This window comes from Spirosoma jeollabukense, assembly GCF_054777855.1.
In genome coordinates, this window is sequence record NZ_BAAHAD010000001.1 from 1,416,974 (window position 1) to 1,433,472 (window position 16,499).

16 protein-coding genes are annotated in these 16,499 nt (G+C 46.5%); 8 read left to right on the forward strand and 8 right to left on the reverse strand.

What is annotated here, in order from left to right; all coding sequences use genetic code 11:
• A complete protein-coding gene (locus tag ACYVEA_RS05785) occupies positions 1–477 on the forward strand; it encodes an OsmC family protein (protein WP_461112395.1) in 477 nt (158 codons plus the stop codon).
• A gap of 26 nt (positions 478–503) precedes the next feature.
• On the opposite strand, the gene ACYVEA_RS05790 is transcribed toward ACYVEA_RS05785, so the two are convergent.
• From ACYVEA_RS05790 to ACYVEA_RS05800, 3 genes are all read right to left on the reverse strand, one after another.
• A complete protein-coding gene (locus ACYVEA_RS05790; protein WP_461112396.1) occupies positions 504–1,151 on the reverse strand; it encodes a response regulator in 648 nt (215 codons plus the stop codon).
• Between the two features lie 10 nt (positions 1,152–1,161).
• Positions 1,162–1,839 carry a sensor histidine kinase gene (locus ACYVEA_RS05795; RefSeq protein WP_461112397.1) on the reverse strand — a complete coding sequence of 226 codons (678 nt, stop codon included), beginning with the start codon at positions 1,837–1,839 and terminating at the stop codon, positions 1,162–1,164.
• A 730-nt stretch (positions 1,840–2,569) separates the two neighbouring features.
• Positions 2,570–3,241: a hypothetical protein gene (locus tag ACYVEA_RS05800; protein ID WP_461112398.1), complete on the reverse strand. Its 672-nt coding sequence runs from the start codon at positions 3,239–3,241 to the stop codon at positions 2,570–2,572.
• Positions 3,242–3,501: 260 nt separating this feature from the next.
• Between ACYVEA_RS05800 and ACYVEA_RS05805 the strand changes: the two genes are divergently transcribed.
• The gene (locus tag ACYVEA_RS05805) at positions 3,502–3,813 is read left to right on the forward strand and encodes a hypothetical protein (protein ID WP_461112399.1); all 312 of its coding nucleotides are present in this window, start codon (positions 3,502–3,504) and stop codon (positions 3,811–3,813) included.
• A gap of 155 nt (positions 3,814–3,968) precedes the next feature.
• Here ACYVEA_RS05805 and ACYVEA_RS05810 read toward each other — a convergent pair whose 3' ends face one another.
• The 4 genes from ACYVEA_RS05810 to ACYVEA_RS05825 form a co-directional block, all read right to left on the reverse strand.
• On the reverse strand, positions 3,969–4,697 hold the full coding sequence (locus ACYVEA_RS05810) for a universal stress protein (RefSeq protein ID WP_461112400.1): 729 nt from the start codon (positions 4,695–4,697) through the stop codon (positions 3,969–3,971).
• 119 nt (positions 4,698–4,816) lie between these two features.
• Complete coding sequence (locus ACYVEA_RS05815; RefSeq protein ID WP_461112401.1) at positions 4,817–5,788, reverse strand: SPFH domain-containing protein; 972 nt, start codon at positions 5,786–5,788, stop codon at positions 4,817–4,819.
• An 87-nt stretch (positions 5,789–5,875) separates the two neighbouring features.
• Positions 5,876–7,093: an MFS transporter gene (locus ACYVEA_RS05820; protein WP_461112402.1), complete on the reverse strand. Its 1,218-nt coding sequence runs from the start codon at positions 7,091–7,093 to the stop codon at positions 5,876–5,878.
• A 238-nt stretch (positions 7,094–7,331) separates the two neighbouring features.
• Complete coding sequence (locus tag ACYVEA_RS05825; RefSeq protein ID WP_461112403.1) at positions 7,332–9,074, reverse strand: serine hydrolase; 1,743 nt, start codon at positions 9,072–9,074, stop codon at positions 7,332–7,334.
• A 211-nt stretch (positions 9,075–9,285) separates the two neighbouring features.
• On the opposite strand from ACYVEA_RS05825, the gene ACYVEA_RS05830 reads away from it, so the two are divergent.
• The 6 genes from ACYVEA_RS05830 (at position 9,286) to ACYVEA_RS05855 (ending at position 13,086) form a co-directional block, all read left to right on the forward strand.
• Positions 9,286–9,684: a RidA family protein gene (locus tag ACYVEA_RS05830; protein WP_461112404.1), complete on the forward strand. Its 399-nt coding sequence runs from the start codon at positions 9,286–9,288 to the stop codon at positions 9,682–9,684.
• A 184-nt stretch (positions 9,685–9,868) separates the two neighbouring features.
• Positions 9,869–10,606: a VOC family protein gene (locus ACYVEA_RS05835; protein WP_461112405.1), complete on the forward strand. Its 738-nt coding sequence runs from the start codon at positions 9,869–9,871 to the stop codon at positions 10,604–10,606.
• Between the two features lie 37 nt (positions 10,607–10,643).
• A complete protein-coding gene (locus ACYVEA_RS05840; RefSeq protein WP_461112406.1) occupies positions 10,644–10,841 on the forward strand; it encodes a hypothetical protein in 198 nt (65 codons plus the stop codon).
• Positions 10,822–11,493 (forward strand): hemerythrin domain-containing protein, encoded by a 672-nt coding sequence (locus ACYVEA_RS05845; protein ID WP_461112407.1) that lies wholly within the window; start codon positions 10,822–10,824, stop codon positions 11,491–11,493. Before ACYVEA_RS05840 ends, ACYVEA_RS05845 begins: the two co-directional genes overlap by 20 nt.
• 30 nt (positions 11,494–11,523) lie before the next feature.
• Positions 11,524–12,369: a DUF6597 domain-containing transcriptional factor gene (locus ACYVEA_RS05850; protein WP_461112408.1), complete on the forward strand. Its 846-nt coding sequence runs from the start codon at positions 11,524–11,526 to the stop codon at positions 12,367–12,369.
• A gap of 123 nt (positions 12,370–12,492) precedes the next feature.
• Positions 12,493–13,086, forward strand: a complete 594-nt coding sequence (locus ACYVEA_RS05855; RefSeq protein WP_461112409.1) for a c-type cytochrome — start codon at positions 12,493–12,495, stop codon at positions 13,084–13,086.
• 195 nt (positions 13,087–13,281) lie between these two features.
• On the opposite strand, the gene polA is transcribed toward ACYVEA_RS05855, so the two are convergent.
• Complete coding sequence (gene polA / locus ACYVEA_RS05860) at positions 13,282–16,356, reverse strand: DNA polymerase I (RefSeq protein ID WP_461112410.1); 3,075 nt, start codon at positions 16,354–16,356, stop codon at positions 13,282–13,284.
• Positions 16,357–16,499 lie beyond the last annotated feature (143 nt).

Genomic DNA, 16,499 nt, shown 5'->3' on the forward strand with positions numbered 1-16,499 from the left:
ATGGCTAAGGAACATCATTACTCATTGAGAATCAACTGGACAGGCAATATCGGAACGGGAACGAATAATTATCGCTCCTACGAACGTAGTCATACAATCTCAGCCGAAAATAAGCCGGAGATTCTGGCCTCATCGGACCCGTCGTTTCGGGGTGACAAGACCAGGTATAATCCAGAGGAGTTGCTGGTGGCCTCACTGTCAAGCTGCCACATGCTATCGTATTTACATCTGTGTGCGATAGCGGGCGTTGTCGTTCTTGACTATACCGATACCGCTACGGGCACCATGGTCGAAACATCGGATGGTGGTGGGCATTTCACTGAAGTTACACTGTATCCGGTTGTTATTGTCGCGGAGCCATCCATGGTGGAGAAAGCCAATGAATTGCACCATCAAGCGAACAAGTTGTGCTTCATTGCTAACTCCTGCAATTTTCCGGTTCACCATAAACCGTCTTGCCGTGTTCAGATTACGTAGCTGATGAGCAACGATCCTTTTCAAATTTACATCGGCACGATACCAAGGCGGATGGCCTGCATAGCCAAACTTACTCGACTTTTGACATTGAGTTTTTGGAAAAGTGCCTCTCGATAACCATCAACCGTTCGAGGGCTTACACACATTTTATCCGCTATTTCTGTGTACGTTAGTTCGGTACAAGCTAAGTGGATAAATTTTAGCTCCCGTTCGTTTAATCCTAATGCTTGAATTGGGTCAATAATATAATCTGGATTCAGGCTTTTTATCAACTTATCGGTAACGTACTCGGTATAATAAAACCCTTTTGTAGTTATTGCATCTAACGCCTGTTTTAGCTCCGATGGTTTGCAATCTTTTAAAATGTACCCCCTTGCACCATTGCGAAGCATTTTTACAATAAACTCTTCTTTATCGTTCATTGTAAGCACTAATATTTTTACTTCAGGATAATTATTTTTTAACCAGAGCGCCGTTTCATATCCATCCATTTTCGGCATATTAATATCTAAAAGCACAATGTCTGGTACCATCTTTAAATTAAAATGCCGGACTAATTCCTGGCCATTTTCAACTTCATACATAACGTCATACTCATCCATTTTTTGGATAAGCCCACCAATAGCTTTAGCTACTAACTGATGGTCATCAACAATGGCGATGGTGTGCTTCATACTATTGCATTTAGCTAGGTATAGTAATTATTACGCTGGTTCCCTTTCCAACCGACGAAATAAATTCCGACGTACCCCCAATAAGTGCGGCCCGGCGCTGGATATTACGAAGCCCCGCGCCTGACCGGCTTATGGCGTTCTCATTTATGGAGTGGTAATTAAATCCTTTTCCATCATCCATTATCATGAGTCTGAATAAGTTGGATGTATACTTTAATTGTATCGTAAGTTGATTAGCTTCAGAATGCTTAATCGCATTCTGAAGTACCTCCTGAACGATGCGATATAGAACAATTTCCCGTTGAAAACCAAGCGAGTAGGCCTCACCAATCACCTGTAATTCGGTCCCGAATTTACGCGTCTGCCGAATTCGCTGCAATTCTTGCGCAATGCTTTCGCTCAATCCAAAATCCTGCACAAAATCACCATCAAGACTCTTTGTTAATGCTCGCAAATCAACTATCGACTGACGTACAAGGTCATTTGCCTGTTTAATAAACTCCCGATTATCTTCCCCAGGCCCTGATTCTTCCACTACGTTCAAATTAATTCTCACTACCGAAAGCAACTGTCCAATATTATCATGCAGTTCCTCGCTGACGTGTTGCAACGTAGCATTTTGCACTTCAAGTTGCGAGGTTAGAATTTCCTGTTCGTATTGGGCTTTTAGGGTTGAAAGTTCTATCATATAATCTCTTCTCCTATTTTGATAAAGAACGATTGCAATTACAATAACTGCTATAAGAAATAACGTTAATGTAGCACTAACTACAACTGTAATGAATATTTCTTCATCTGATGAGAGCATAGAAAAGCAATTGAAAACATTACATATAATAAATAGTTGAAATTTTTTATAATTATCTGATGTAAAGTTTCAGCAACTGGGGAATGTTTCTTAATTAAATAATTATAAAGACCATTAAACAAAAAAATACCGGAGTGGAAAGTAATTATAGCGATACAGATCCAGAAAGTAGGAATTTTTACCACTGAATGGCCTGGATAAATTTTAATATTAAACATAGTATATATACTACACGATATTAGCAATAAGCCTTCAAGATTATCATTTAAACCTGGATGAACTAAAATACCAATTAATTTTATTGAGATAACATAGCTCAATATCGCAAATACTGGCACTGACAATAAAATAATTTTTTTAAACAATATATTATTATTGGCTAAGTAAAAATACCAAACGAAAAGTCCGTATTCTACAGGTGTGTAAATATGATAAATCACATGGTAATCCCAATAAGAAAAATAATAAAAATAGTCAACTGTTAACTCTGTCAATAATGAGACGAACAGAAGTATGGGAAAAACCCGGATTGATTTTTCCCACTTATAGCACCAAATACTTAATACCCACGTCGCAGTTAATAATGCTAAGTAAGCAAATAGCTCTATTTTCATTGAAAAGAAATTTTACCTCCGGTTTTTAACTCAATTAGAGAATTTATAGAGTCGCCCAGCATATTTGCATCTATATTCTCTTGTCTGTTTATTACATAATCTTCGAGCGTATATTTTCCCCCTCCAGGCCCATGTTTTTCATCTAGTTCTATATTTGAGTCAGGGAAAGTAGTTAGCTTAGACTTAAGAGTAGAAATAATTACATCAGTTATATAATTGTTTTGAGCATCTATGTTTACAGCAACTAGATCCTTCCAGTCTTTATCTACGGCACTTAACAATAAAGAGTTCTTTCCATGATCATCTTTGCAAGAATATATTCTTATGCCTTCACAACCTCTCTGTAATAGAAGCCTAGCGATTGTTTCTTTCCCAAAAACTGCTGCAAAACCTCTATTTAATACTTCTTCTGTTTTGGCATCTTTAAAATCATCAGATATTTTAGCCGCTGCATTAATTTCAGCTATCAAAGAAGCAAAAAAAGTATCAATCATTGCACAAGCTGCTCTAAGAGTAACTGGTTGCCCCGCTCCAGCGACTTCGTCATCAGAATAGAGAGGGTATTTTAGCAAAGCATTAGAATTAAATACCGGATTAGCGAATGCATTTTCACCTATTTCAACCTCTCTCGCAAGGTCGATTCCCTTCATAGTAATTTCGTTTTCCATTATTGTTTGTGTTAAAGTTTGATAATGTGGTGAACATAACGCGTTACGGGAATTTTTACAAGTGAAAATTATACGTTTATTATAGCTTATTGATAAACAATAAGTTACACTGGAAAATACCGTATATTTCCCGTATTTGGTTAAGAAAATCTGGTCTGGATTATGGAAGTTCTCCCGTTGTAGGAGTTACGAAATGCTAAGAGTTTTGCATTAGCAAATTAGTGTAAGCCAAGTATTCATCACCAAAAATTCCACAAACCATGAAAGCCAAATATCTATCCACACTCTTATTATCCACAGTCATGTTTTCGTGTAAAGAACTAATTGATCCAAGCTGTGGCAATGCTACCTTCATTATCTCCAACCGGTCTACGCAAATTCTTGACTATGTTGTTATTAATGGGGGCAGTCCAAAAGGTTGCGATAACCTGTTGCCAAATGATAAGTGTTCTACTTCAGTTCCATCAAAAACATCTATAAGTTTTAGCGCTGTTGGTAAAAAAGGGGGGAAGTGGGAAGGGACGCGAACGTTTGAAGACTGTCAACAGTATACTTTAGATTTAACAGATTAATGATTGTACATTTATCATTATTTCGCTATACAATAGGCAATAGTAAGTGTTCATAATAGGTATTAATTACAGCCACTCTTTACCAAAATAATAGTACCGTAATGACACCAGTTAGCCCTCATAGATTTCAAAAAGGGCTAACTGGTACCTTTTATTTACTCTTTTTCGTGATAAACCAAAACGGGCACATCAGACTTTTCGACTAGGGCCGCCGTGTGGTTTGGGTGAAATAACTTATCTAGGAATCCTGACTGTGGGTACAGTTGCATCACAATCAGGTCAGCATGCGTTGTATCAATCTGATCCTCAGTCAAAATGACGAGCTTCGCGTCAAAAGCCTCCACGATCGATTCAGTCTGAAAGGTTACCTGCGCATTTGTGGTCTGAGGCTGCATAGCATAGGCAATCGTATGTACCTGGGCTGGCCGAATGGCTTGCCCTTCGGGCGTAGTTGGCACAATCAACACCGGGCAGCGCGCTTCATCAGCTACTTCAGTGACGGACGTGCCCGCCAATCGGTCGAAGAAGGTACTCAGATCACTACGTCCCATTACGATCAGGTCGGCGGAATGATCCCTGGCTGCATCCAGAATACTATCTTCTACGGAGCCAATACGCCAGTCAACGCGAACGGACAGGCCTTCCGCCTGCAATTCGCTGGCCAGTGCGCTCAATCGCTGGCGACTAATGTCTTCAATTTCCTGTGACGCCATGATGCCCAATCCTGTATCGCCAACAGATGGAAAGGTCGTGTCGGGAATCATGGGCATATATACGTGTAGTAACGTGACGGTTGCACCGGTTTTTCGGGCGAAAAGGCGCACCCAGTCCAAAGCAGCCGTGTTACTGGCTGAGAAATCTGTGGGGAAAAGTAGGTTTGTCATACGTAGTGAATAAGGTTTTCGGTCTATGGTATACGGTCAATAAGTCGTAAATGCATGATTGTTGACGCCGGTCAGCTACCAAAAACCGTAACCTATAAACCGTTTACCGACCACTATGTTTACCGCTTTCCTGGTGCCGACGGGGGCGTAATAATACTGCTCGATCCAGCACCAGCACCCGTATTCATGGTTTCAACGGCCAGCATCTGCTTCATGGTTTTCTCCATTCCCTCGGTTGAACCATCCAGGAAGATGACATTTCCCTTACCGTTTTCGGCAAAATGTTTGATGGCTTCGGTCCAGATCGAGAACAAAATCAGCGAGGCATCCAGTTTGGCTTCGGTCATCACTTTGGCAGATTCGGCCATCCCTTTGGCAACTTCTTCCCGAAACAGCGCCACGCCCTGACCGCGCAATTGGGACGCTTTTTTCTCCGCTTCGGCCGAAATCTGAATGGCATTTCCTTCGGCTTCAGCGGCTTTGGTCTTTGTAATCAGCAGTGCCTGACCTTCATTTTCGGCGGCCGCTTTCAGGTTTGAGGAAGCTACAACCTGCGCCATGGAACGCATAATGACTTCGTCGAACGCAATATCATTCAGTTGCAGATCGGTGAGATGGTAGCCCCAGCTTTCGAGCAGTACATCGAGTTGCGATTTTACGTGCTCAATGATTTCGGAACGTAGCGCCAAGATTTCAGACTGTCGTTTGGTCGCCACAAAACTACGGATTGAGCCTTCGATGGTACGTATCAGGGCCTGCATAAACGACGCTTCGTCGATGAATTTGAACGCTACGTTCTTAATCGTTTCCTCCCCCTGGTTCAGCACCGAATAGACCAGCATGGCTTTGAAATTAACGTTTGCCTGGTCGGCCGTAATGGCCTGAAACGCCAGCTCAACGGAGCGATTCTGAATGGAGATACGGCGGTAAATGAACTCGATAAACGGGATTTTGAAGTTCAGCCCCGGCGTCATGACGCGGGCATATTTCCCGAAAATAGTAATAACAGCTACTGTGCCCTGTTGCACAATAACGACGGAGAGGTAGACAATAATAACCGCCAGCAAAAAAAAGATAGCCAGAAAACTCATGCAGGTAAGGTGGTTAAGACAAAAAAAAGGATTCCGCGTAAGGTACGGAATCCATGAATATGACAATCAATTTTTTGTCTGACTGGCTTAGTGCCCAGGTGCAAGTTCATAACCAACGACTTCTTCTTCGTTAGCCACATCCTGAGTATCGTTGACGACGGCATTCTTCTGCCTGAAATAGACGACGACAGCCAGCAGAAAACCGCTGAACGCCAGTAGAGCCCCTACCCATTCGGGCGAGGCATAGCCCAGACCGGCGGCAATCGGTAGCCCGCCCAGAAAAGCACCTATGGCATTACCGATATTGAATCCAGCCTGACTCACCGACGACGCCAGCATTTCGGACCCATTCGCGGCCCGAATCATCAGGATTTGAATAGGCGCGCCGAGCGAGAAAGCAATGGCACCCGTAATGAATGTCATAATCAGCAGCGGTATCTTGAAGGGTGCGACAAAGAAAACCGCCACCAGGGAAATTGACATCAGGGCTAAAAATAAAGCCGTGGCTTTAATAGGCGAAATAAGGTCAGCGATACGTCCGGAAATCAGATTCCCGGTCGCCATTCCCAAACCCGCCAGCACCAGAATCCACATCAGCTGATCGCTGCTAAAGTGAGCCACTTCGGTCAATAACGGCGCTATGTAACTGAACCAGGCAAATAACCCGCCTGTGCCAATAGCCGTGATGCCCAGAATCAGCCAGGGTTCTACCCGTGTGAACAGCTTTATATCTTTACGAAGATTGGATTCGCCTACTACCGGCATTACGGGCAGCAGTTTATGAATACAAAACATCGTAACCAGACCCACCCCGCCAATGATCACAAACGTGATCCGCCAGCTCATGGTATGACCAATGTACGTCCCCAGTGGTACACCGATGATGTTGGCTACCGTAAGCCCGGCAAACATCATGGAGATGGCCTGAGCCTCTTTGCCTTTACCGGCTAATCGACTGGCCACTACGGCACCTACGCCAAAAAAAGCACCATGCGGCAAACCTGATAGCAAGCGGGTAAGCATCATGATTTCGTACGTTGGAGCAAAGGCCGACAGCGCATTGAAGAACGTGAAAATGGCCATCAGGCCCAGCAAAATTTTCTTGGGCGGATAGTTTCCGGCAATGCCCACCAGCAACGGAGCGCCTAATACCACGCCAAGCGCGTAGGAGGAAATCAGGTGACCAGCGACCGGAATGGAGATGTGTAGTGTAGTGGCAATATCGGGCAAAACGCCCATGATGACGAACTCGGTCATTCCGATGCCGAAGCCGCCCATTGCGAGGGGTAACAAACTTTTTTTCATTGCAGCGTACTATTTTCTGACAGCTCGCGAGTTTGGCCAACTTGGAAAACTCACACGAATCCCCTTAAAACAGTGGGTATTCTATCAGGCAAATAAAAAAAGTGCAAAATTGTTCCTTCCTCTAGGAATGTTCTAATTTATTAGTTAGCGGATGCAATTAAGGGTGAGAGTTGGCGGGGGATAACGTAGTGAAAGCGACACTTCACTACGTTACTTCTTGTACAAGCTGATCAAGCCATCAACGAACCCGTTTCCCCGGCATGTCCTTCCCATTTTGGTGAAGAACCAGTTGCTCCACGTCGCCTTTGGCGTTGCTCGTAAACGTTACCTGCGCATCGACGACTTTGAGGTAAAACTTGGTTTTCGACTCGGCGAACAGCTCAAACTTAGGTTGACCCGTGGCTTGCCCGAAAAGTTTGTTGCCATCTTTTGTGATCACAATTGAAAAGGTTGGAGCGAGTTGATAGGTACCAACGTATGAATCCAACGTAGCAGCATCGACCGAAACCGTGGGTTCTTTGGGCGCTTCTACCTTCTCACCCAACTCTTTTAACTTGGCAAACCCGTTGGTATTACGTGGATTGATTTCGACCGATTTTTTATAGTCTTTGATGGCGGCTGTTTTATCGCCCGCTTTCATATAAGCCTCCCCCCGGCTATCGTAGACATTGTAGGAAGCTGGAAACGATTCGGCGTTGAGCGTGAATACGGTTAAAGCTTCGGTTGTTTTTCCATCGCGCAGTAATTCATAGCCCACGCTGTTCATCTCGCTTTCGTCCAGATTATAAGCTTTGCCACCTCTCCAAACGGTGAACTTTTGCCGCGACTGCTCGACGGATTCCGACAGCACCGACTTCCGAAGCAGATCGGCAATGGATTTCTTTGGTGGCTCAACCGCCTGACCGTGCAGAATATTAAGGATGTTCTTTCGGATGGCTTCGAGCGGGGCACTGCCGGTATTGTTGAGCAGGACGATCAGCTGTTTATCATCAGGCATTCGGCTAATTAACGTATTGAAGCCGTTGATGCCACCGCCGTGCTCAATCACCGACACACTGTCCTTGAGTTGCCCAACTTTCATTTTTGCTACGCCCCAGCCGTAGGCGTAATTGCTCAGGAAGGGGGTAAACATAACGGTCTTCAAACTGTCTGACAGGAGTTTATCGCCAGACAGCGCCTGACCCCAGCGATTTAAATCTTCTACGGTTGAGTACATCGACCCGGCCGCATACGGAATCGACATATCCAGATAAGGCGCATTCACGTAGCCGTTACTCTGCTTTTCGTACCCCGTCGCCCGCTTGGGAATAATCGGACTGAACAGGTCGTAGCCCGTATCCTTCAGTTCAAGAGGAGTAAGAATATTCTCTTGCAATACGTCAGCATACGATTTACCCGTCACTTTCTCGATGATCACACCCAGCAAAAAATAACCTGAGTTGCTATAGGAAAATGTCGAACCGGGCGCAAATTCCAGTGGCAATCCAGAGAACTCCTTCACAAACACATCCGGCGTATAGGGGTTGCGGGCCGTCGTCTCGAAAAATCTGGGGAAATTGGTATAGTTGGGAATCCCCGACGTGTGCGTGAGCAGGTGATGAATCGTGATTTTATCGCCCGTTGCTTTTGGGTAGTCGGGCAGGTAGGTGGTCACTTTCTCATCAAGCTTGAGTTTACCCTGTTCCACCAGTTGCATGATCAGCATGGCGGTAAACTGCTTCGTCACCGACCCTAGCCGAAATTTGGTGGTCGACGTATTGGCAATGTTCCACTCCATGTTGGCCATGCCATAGCCTTTTTTGATGATTACTTTTCCTTTATCGGCCACTAAGAGTGATCCGTTAAACTGCCGATTAGCTACGTACTGACGAACAAGCGCATCAATTTTCTCGGCTTTCGTTTGGGCAAACCCAGTAGTGATTGTTAACCAAAAAACACAGATAAAAACATTAAGAATACGGAATGAAGTTAGCGGTAGCATACAAGAGGGAGTAAGAAAAATCATGTGCAAGATAGAGCATAAAACCCTTCAGCACCCGTCAGAAGGCCCCTTTCCGGAGCCTACATTTTTTTAGTCATTTTTTTTCCTATGTCGCATTTCTTCAATACCTAGCTTGTAGGCTGCTCTACTTTTGCATAAAAATCAAGAACAAATTCAAGCACAATCACCTCTTTCTTAAACAACAATCGTCATGAACACAAACAAAATGATTATCAATCCCTGGAAATGGCAGGATCAATTAGGCTACGCTCAGGCAGTAGAAGTCTCTCACGCAACGCATACGCTTTACTGCGCCGGACAGGCCGCTATGGATGCAGAAGGCCGACCTGTTACGGCCGACATGGACGGACAAATCAGCCTGAGTTTTGATAACCTGGAGACCGTATTGGAGCAGGCGGGCTATACCCTGGGCAATGTAGTGCGACTCAATTTTTACACTACCTCGATTGAGCATTTTTTTGCAAACTATGGTCAGGTTATCGGCCGTCTGAAGGCCGCTGGCTGCGTGCCATCCAGTACGCTGACGGAAGTAAAAGCACTGGCATTCCCCGAACTTATGGTCGAGATCGAAGCGACGGCAGTCAAATAAATCGCTTTATCCATCCGGCTACGTGTTTGAAAAGACACGTAGTGGTTTACCCATCCACACTTCATACGTTGCTTTTGACGGTTCATCCAAGCTCATATAGGTTACAGGACTAAATCCACGCAGTTTTGATCTAGTAAACCACACAAAGCTGATTTGAACCGCCTGAAATGGCAACCTCTTTTTTATGAAAATCCTCGATCTTGAACTCTACTGTACCAACCTTGAGACTACGCATTTTTTCTACGTTCGTCGATTAGGCCTGCCTCTATTGACACTTTCAGCTACCCAGCTGACGGTACTGGTCGGTTATACTCGTCTGACATTTCGGAAAATTGAAGAGCCGGTAGCACCCTATCACCTGGCCATCAATGTACCTCGTGGTTCGCTTGACGTACTCATGTATTACTACGATCTCGATTATTTGTCTACGCAGGCATCCGGACAAACCATTGCTTACTTTCCCAACTGGCGGGCTAAAGCCTGTTATTTCTATGATCCTGCTGGTAATCTACTCGAGTTCATAGCAAGGACTGATCTAAATCTGGATAACCCCAATCTGACCTTAGGGGACATGTTTCAGGGTATTAGCGAGGTTGGCCTGGCTACTGAGGATGTACCATGCACGGCGGAACAGCTTCACCGGCGGTTCAACGTAGCACAGTTTGGCAGAACCATACCCCAACCGGATTTCAACGCCCTGGGTGATGACAATGGGCTGTTCATCCTGGCGAAAGTAGGCCGTCCCTGGCTGTTCACGGATACGCCTGCCGGGCTAAACTATTTCCGCATTCAATTCATGAACGGAATTGATGAGGCCGTGCAGGAATTGTATTCGTATGAAGTAAATCGATTGCCAATTGGAAGACCCGGCTCTGATCTTAGCCAACAGGTGCCCAGCCGAATGAGGGATTTTGCCTACTGAAAAAATCCGATGCTATGTATTTTCCAATCCACAAATCATGAACAAAGCCATCAGTAATCACGTGCAATCCGCCGGTTGTGCGCTCTGCCTTCGCCGACAGCAGTGCGCCGGTAAACAGTTGGCCGCTGGTGATATTTCGGAAAAAACCGCCAGGCTAACCACACAGAAATCAGGTTCACAATCAATCAAATCTCCTTTTCAACTTTATAAAAATCATGCAGGGACAACGCTATAACGTATTTAATCAAATCCACAAAGGTCTGCGGGGCATGCTCTACAATACGGCTCTCCATTTACAGCAAACCGATTTTACTCAGCCAGAGGCTCTTGACGTTGTCAACCAACTGGAGCAGGTACTTATTTATTTCGATGAGCATGCCGAGAATGAGGATCAGTTTATTCTGCCTCATATTCGCAAACACAACGCCCAGCTCATTGACGAACTGGAGAAAGACCACGACATCGACCACCGCCTGACTCAGACGCTCTTTGATCACATCCGCGAGTGGAAAGCAACTGACTCACCAGCTCAGCAGGAAGCCATCAGTCAACGGATCGCTTTTGCCTTTAGTGAGTTCATTGCCTTTAACCTTTACCACATGAACAAGGAGGAAAACGTACTGATGTATTTGCTCTGGAAGCATTATACCGACGAAGAGATCCGCCAGATGGAAGACCAGATTATACACTCCATTCCACCCCAGACGCTACTGGCCGAAAGCCGGTGGATGATGCGGTCCATTAATAATAAAGAAGTGATCGGGTGGCTATCAGGCATGAAACAGGGCGCTCCGGCTGCGGTATTCGAGACCTTTTTGCAAATGGCAAATGAGGAGTTACCCGCCAATCGACTGGCCAACGTGCACGCAGCCTTAGCACTTGCCTAACCAATAGAGAAGATAAGGCATTGACAATCAATGAACACGAGCTATCAGGAGTTTAAACCGTCCCCAGCTTTACAGCCTTTCGTTGAATGTTACTGGCTACATCAGTTTGAAGCCAGTATGAGCCAGGAGTCGCCCGTTCAGCGCTGCCTGCCCTTTGGTGCCCTGGAAATGATTCTGCACCTGGACGACAATCGGGCTTATGCGCTATTTGACAACCTTTGGCAGAAACTACCGCAAGCCTTCTTTGTGGGACTCTACCGAGATACCGTCCATTGGAAAGCCGTGGGAACAGGCCGCAAATTCGGTATTCGGCTAAAGCCGGAAAGTTTACCACAACTCTTCAGGATACCGATAGCTTCGCTATTTAACAAGTTTACCGATCTGGAAAGCTTCTTCGGTCGGGAAATCAATCGGTTGATCGACAGCGTACATAGTTTGCCGGATACAAACGCCGTGATCAACGTAGTGGAAACGTTTCTACTGATGCACCTGCGGAATGTCGGCACCGAGCGAAATTATTTGTTTGAAGCCACTCGGTTGATTCGACAAGCAAAAGGGAATCTGTCGATTGAAGCCCTGAGCGAGCACCTGTACGTCAGCAAGCGGCAATTGGAACGTAGTTTCAAAGACAATTACGGCACCACGCCGAAGCTGTACCAGCGCATTATTCGCTTCCGAAATGCCTATGAGTCGTTTCAGCAAACAACAGCAACGCCCAACTGGCTGGATGTATCCTACAATTTCGGGTATTCAGATCAGGCCCACTTTATCCGGGACTTCAAAGAATTTTCCGATGATGTGCCGACCCTCGTATTTCAGGATACCGGACAATATTTTCGTCGACCTGACAGAGCCCGATTCAGTGCAAGAGCTTAACATAGGTAAACCACTGGAAATCAACCCCAAACAAGTCAGTGATTTTATTGGTTTGTGGCGAATTTTGGTTTAAGATTACGCCAGAACTGACCTTCTTTTTCACTATAACTAAAAACAAACAAGATGAAATGGATTTACCTGACGGCGACAGCCGTTGTCGGCCTGGTGTGCGCTTTTACGCCCAGACATGACACACCTAAAGCGGTAAAACGAACGACACCGACTCATCAGGACCCCGCTAAGGGCGAACTCATTAAACGAGGCCAGTATCTGGTCATGACCATGGGCTGCGGTGATTGCCATGCGCCTAAAAAGCTGACCGCCAAGGGGCCAGAACCCGATATGGATCGCTTCCTTTCCGGCTACAACAGTGCTGAACCACTGGGGGCCTATGACAAAGATGTGGTTAAAACAGGGCAATGGGTGCTGTTTAATGGTCAGAATACAGCGGCTGTCGGTCCCTGGGGCGTATCGTTTGCCGCCAACCTAACGCCCGACGCCACGGGTATTGGTAGCTGGTCGTTTGAGCAATTCAACACGGCGATGCGGAAAGGGAAATCAAAAGGATTGATCAACAATCGTAACCTGCTGCCACCGATGCCCTGGCCAAATTACGTCGGGCTGGCCGACGCCGATATGAAAGCTATTTTCACCTACCTGAAATCGCTTAAACCGATAGCTAACGTAGTGCCCGCACCCATTCCACCCGCTCCCTGATGCGATAACCTAGCTACTAAAATGCCGCTTTAAATTTGACACGGCTTTTTAGTAGCTAGGTTCGGCGTAGTCTCTGACTACGTCGCCGTGTTATCCGGTCTCTGACCGGAACTTGGTTCATTGTAATTGCCGGTCGGAGACCGGATAACACGATGGCGTAGTCAGAGACTACGCCGAACGCATGAAAGCGAAGAATTAGTGCGCCAGCAACCAGTTTTCGCCGACACCAATGCCGGTTTCCATTTTCACGGCCATTGGAATGGCATTTTTCATGATGTCGTCAATATGCACGCGTAGCAGTTCAATCTCGTCGCGGTGCGCGTCGAACACCAATTCATCATGGACGGTCAGGATCATTTTTGATTTCAGTCGCTCCCGCTGCATGAATTCGTGAATTCGAATCATGGCAATTTTGAGCATATCGGCCGCACTGCCCTGAATGGGCGCATTGACGGCGTTACGTTCCGCAAACATCCGGTCGGTCTGGTTACGCGAGTTGATGTCGCGCAGATACCGGCGTCGACCCAGAATCGTTTCGGCATAGCCAAATCCCCGCGCTTTCTCGATACACTGATCGATGTAGTCTTTCACCGCCGGAAAACCCGCGAAATACTCCTCAATAATCTGAGACGCTTCTTTACGCGGGATCTTTAACCGCTGCGCCAACCCAAACGAAGAAATGCCGTAAATGATACCGAAGTTGATGGTTTTGGCTTTCCGACGCATGTCACCCGTTACCTCACTGATCGGCACGTGGAAGACTTTGCTAGCCGTTTGCGTGTGAATGTCTACCCCATTATTGAAGGCTTCGAGCATCGTTTGGTCGCCACTGAAAGCCGCCATGATACGTAGCTCTATTTGCGAATAATCCGCCGACATGATCAGAAACTCCGGTCCGCGTGGCACAAACGCCTTGCGAATTTCCTGACCGCGTGGGGTCCGAATTGGGATGTTTTGTAAATTTGGATTTACCGACGATAGTCGCCCGGTTGCTGCAACGGCCTGATTGAACGACGTATGAATACGCCCGGTACGTTTACTGATGAGCAACGGCAACACATCGACGTAGGTATTTTTGAGTTTAATCAACTCCCGATAATCCAGAATCTTCCGGGCAATTTCGTGCTCGGCCTCCATTTTAGAGAGAATCTCCTCGCCGGTTGCATATTGCCCGGTTTTGGTCTTTTTAGCGTTCTTATCGAGCTTGAGTTTATCGAACAACACTTCGCCCAGTTGCTTCGGCGAACCAATATTGAACGGCTCACCCGCTATGGCAAAAATCTCCTGCTGCACCTGCCGCATATCGATTTCCAACGTAGCTGAAAGATCGGCCAATGCATTGGTATCCAGCGTAACACCTTCCAGTTCAAGGTCGGTCAGCACCTGAACGAGCGGCATCTCGACCTGATCGAACAGTTTATGGAGGTTATCTTTTTCGAGCCGTGGCGCGAAAGTCTCTTTGAGCTGGAGCGTAATATCAGCATCCTCGGCGGCATAATCGACTACTTTCTGGATGTCCACATCACGCATCGTCAGTTGCCCTTTGCCTTTTTTGCCAATCAGCGATTCAATTTCGACCGGGCTATAATTCAAATACGTCATGGCCATCATGTCCATGTTATGACGCATTTCGGGCTCAATCAGGTAGTGGGCAATCATCGTGTCGAATAGTTTCCCCTGCACTTCCACGCCATACTTTTTCAGCATCAGCAGGTCGTACTTCAGATTCTGACCAATTTTGCCAATCGACGGATTTTCAAATACGGGTTTAAACTGATCCACAATGGCCTGGGCTTCGTCCCGGTCACCGGGTACGGGCACATAGAACGCTTCGCCAGTACGGTAAGCAAATGAAAGGCCCACCAGATCGGCCTCAACAGGATCAAGGGCCGTGGTTTCCGAATCAAAGCAAATGCTTTCCTGAAGACTCAGGTAATGCACCAGACTGGCCCGCAACTCGACCGTATCAACCAGTCGGTAATCGTGCTTGACCGAGAGAATAGTCTTGCGCCGTTCCGGCTGATTCTCATCTAGTTCGTAGTCCGGATAAACATCCAGATAAGCCGGTTGATCAGTTTCGGTCACCTCTGCGCCAACCGCATCGTCGGTCGTGACGGTCTCGCTTACTACGTTAGGCGTAGCTTCTGAGGCCGATGCAACGGGGGCTTTAACGGGTGTTCGTTTGCCTTTAGGTTTCTCCGCTGGTGCGGCCGTCGACGTAGTACCGGACCCAAAATCAAAGGGCAAATCGTCCGCGCCCGATGGGTTGGAGGAACCCATGTTCGAAAAAGGCAGAAACGCGGGACTATCACCGCCCGGCGAATCGAACAGGTTCATTTGCGACGAACCTGAATTTTGAAACGCAGCAGGTAATGGTTTTTCATCGTAATCGCCACCCAGCAATCGGGTTTTCATTTGACGAAATTCCAGTTCATCCAATAGGGCAGCCAGCCGGGGTTTGTCGTATTCCGTGTGACGCAAATGCTCCTCATCAAACGGTACCGGTACGTCCAGATGAATGGTAGCCAGTTGTTTTGAAAGCAATCCCTGCTGGGCAAAGTTGACAACGTTTTCTTTGAGTTTTCCCTTCAATTCATCAGCACGCGCAATCAGGTTTTCAACCGACCCAAAGTCAGCAATGAGTTTCTGCGCTGTTTTTTCACCAATGCCCGGAATTCCCGGAATATTATCGACTGAATCGCCCATCAACCCGAGCATATCCGTCACCTGATCAATACGTTCGATTTGCCAGCGGTCTAACACTTCGTTCACGCCCAGCTTTTCGGCGGGCTTCCCCATGAAGGCAGGCTTGTAGATGTGAATATGCTCTTCCACCAGTTGGCCATAATCCTTATCTGGCGTCATCATATAGACCTCAAAATCAGCCAGCGACGCTTTTTTGGCAATGGTACCGATGATGTCATCAGCTTCGTAGCCATCCAGAATCAGAATTGGAATATGCATAGCCTCCACGATCTGTTTGATATAAGGCATCGCTACACTAATATCTTCTGGCTGCGACTGTCGGGTAGCTTTATACATCGGAAACTGCTCGTGCCGGAATGTCTTCTTCGCCGAGTCGAACGCAACGCCAATGTGCGTAGGTTTTTCTTTGGTCAGCACCTCAATCATGGCGTTCATGAAGCCAAAAACGGCGGAGGTATTGATGCCGCGCGACGAAATGCGGGGCGCTTTACTGAAGGCGAAATGAGCGCGGTAGATAAGAGCCAGCGCGTCTAACAAAAAGAGTTTTTTCTGTGGTTTGGCCATTGGATATAGGTCACGTGTCAATGCGCCAAAGGTCGAAAGTCTTGCGGACAATCACGCGCTTTCGGGCCGACAAATTACTACGTAGCACGGGCGGAATCCCGTACGAATAGAACAGCCATAGGCGCTTTTTGATTCCTGCCAGA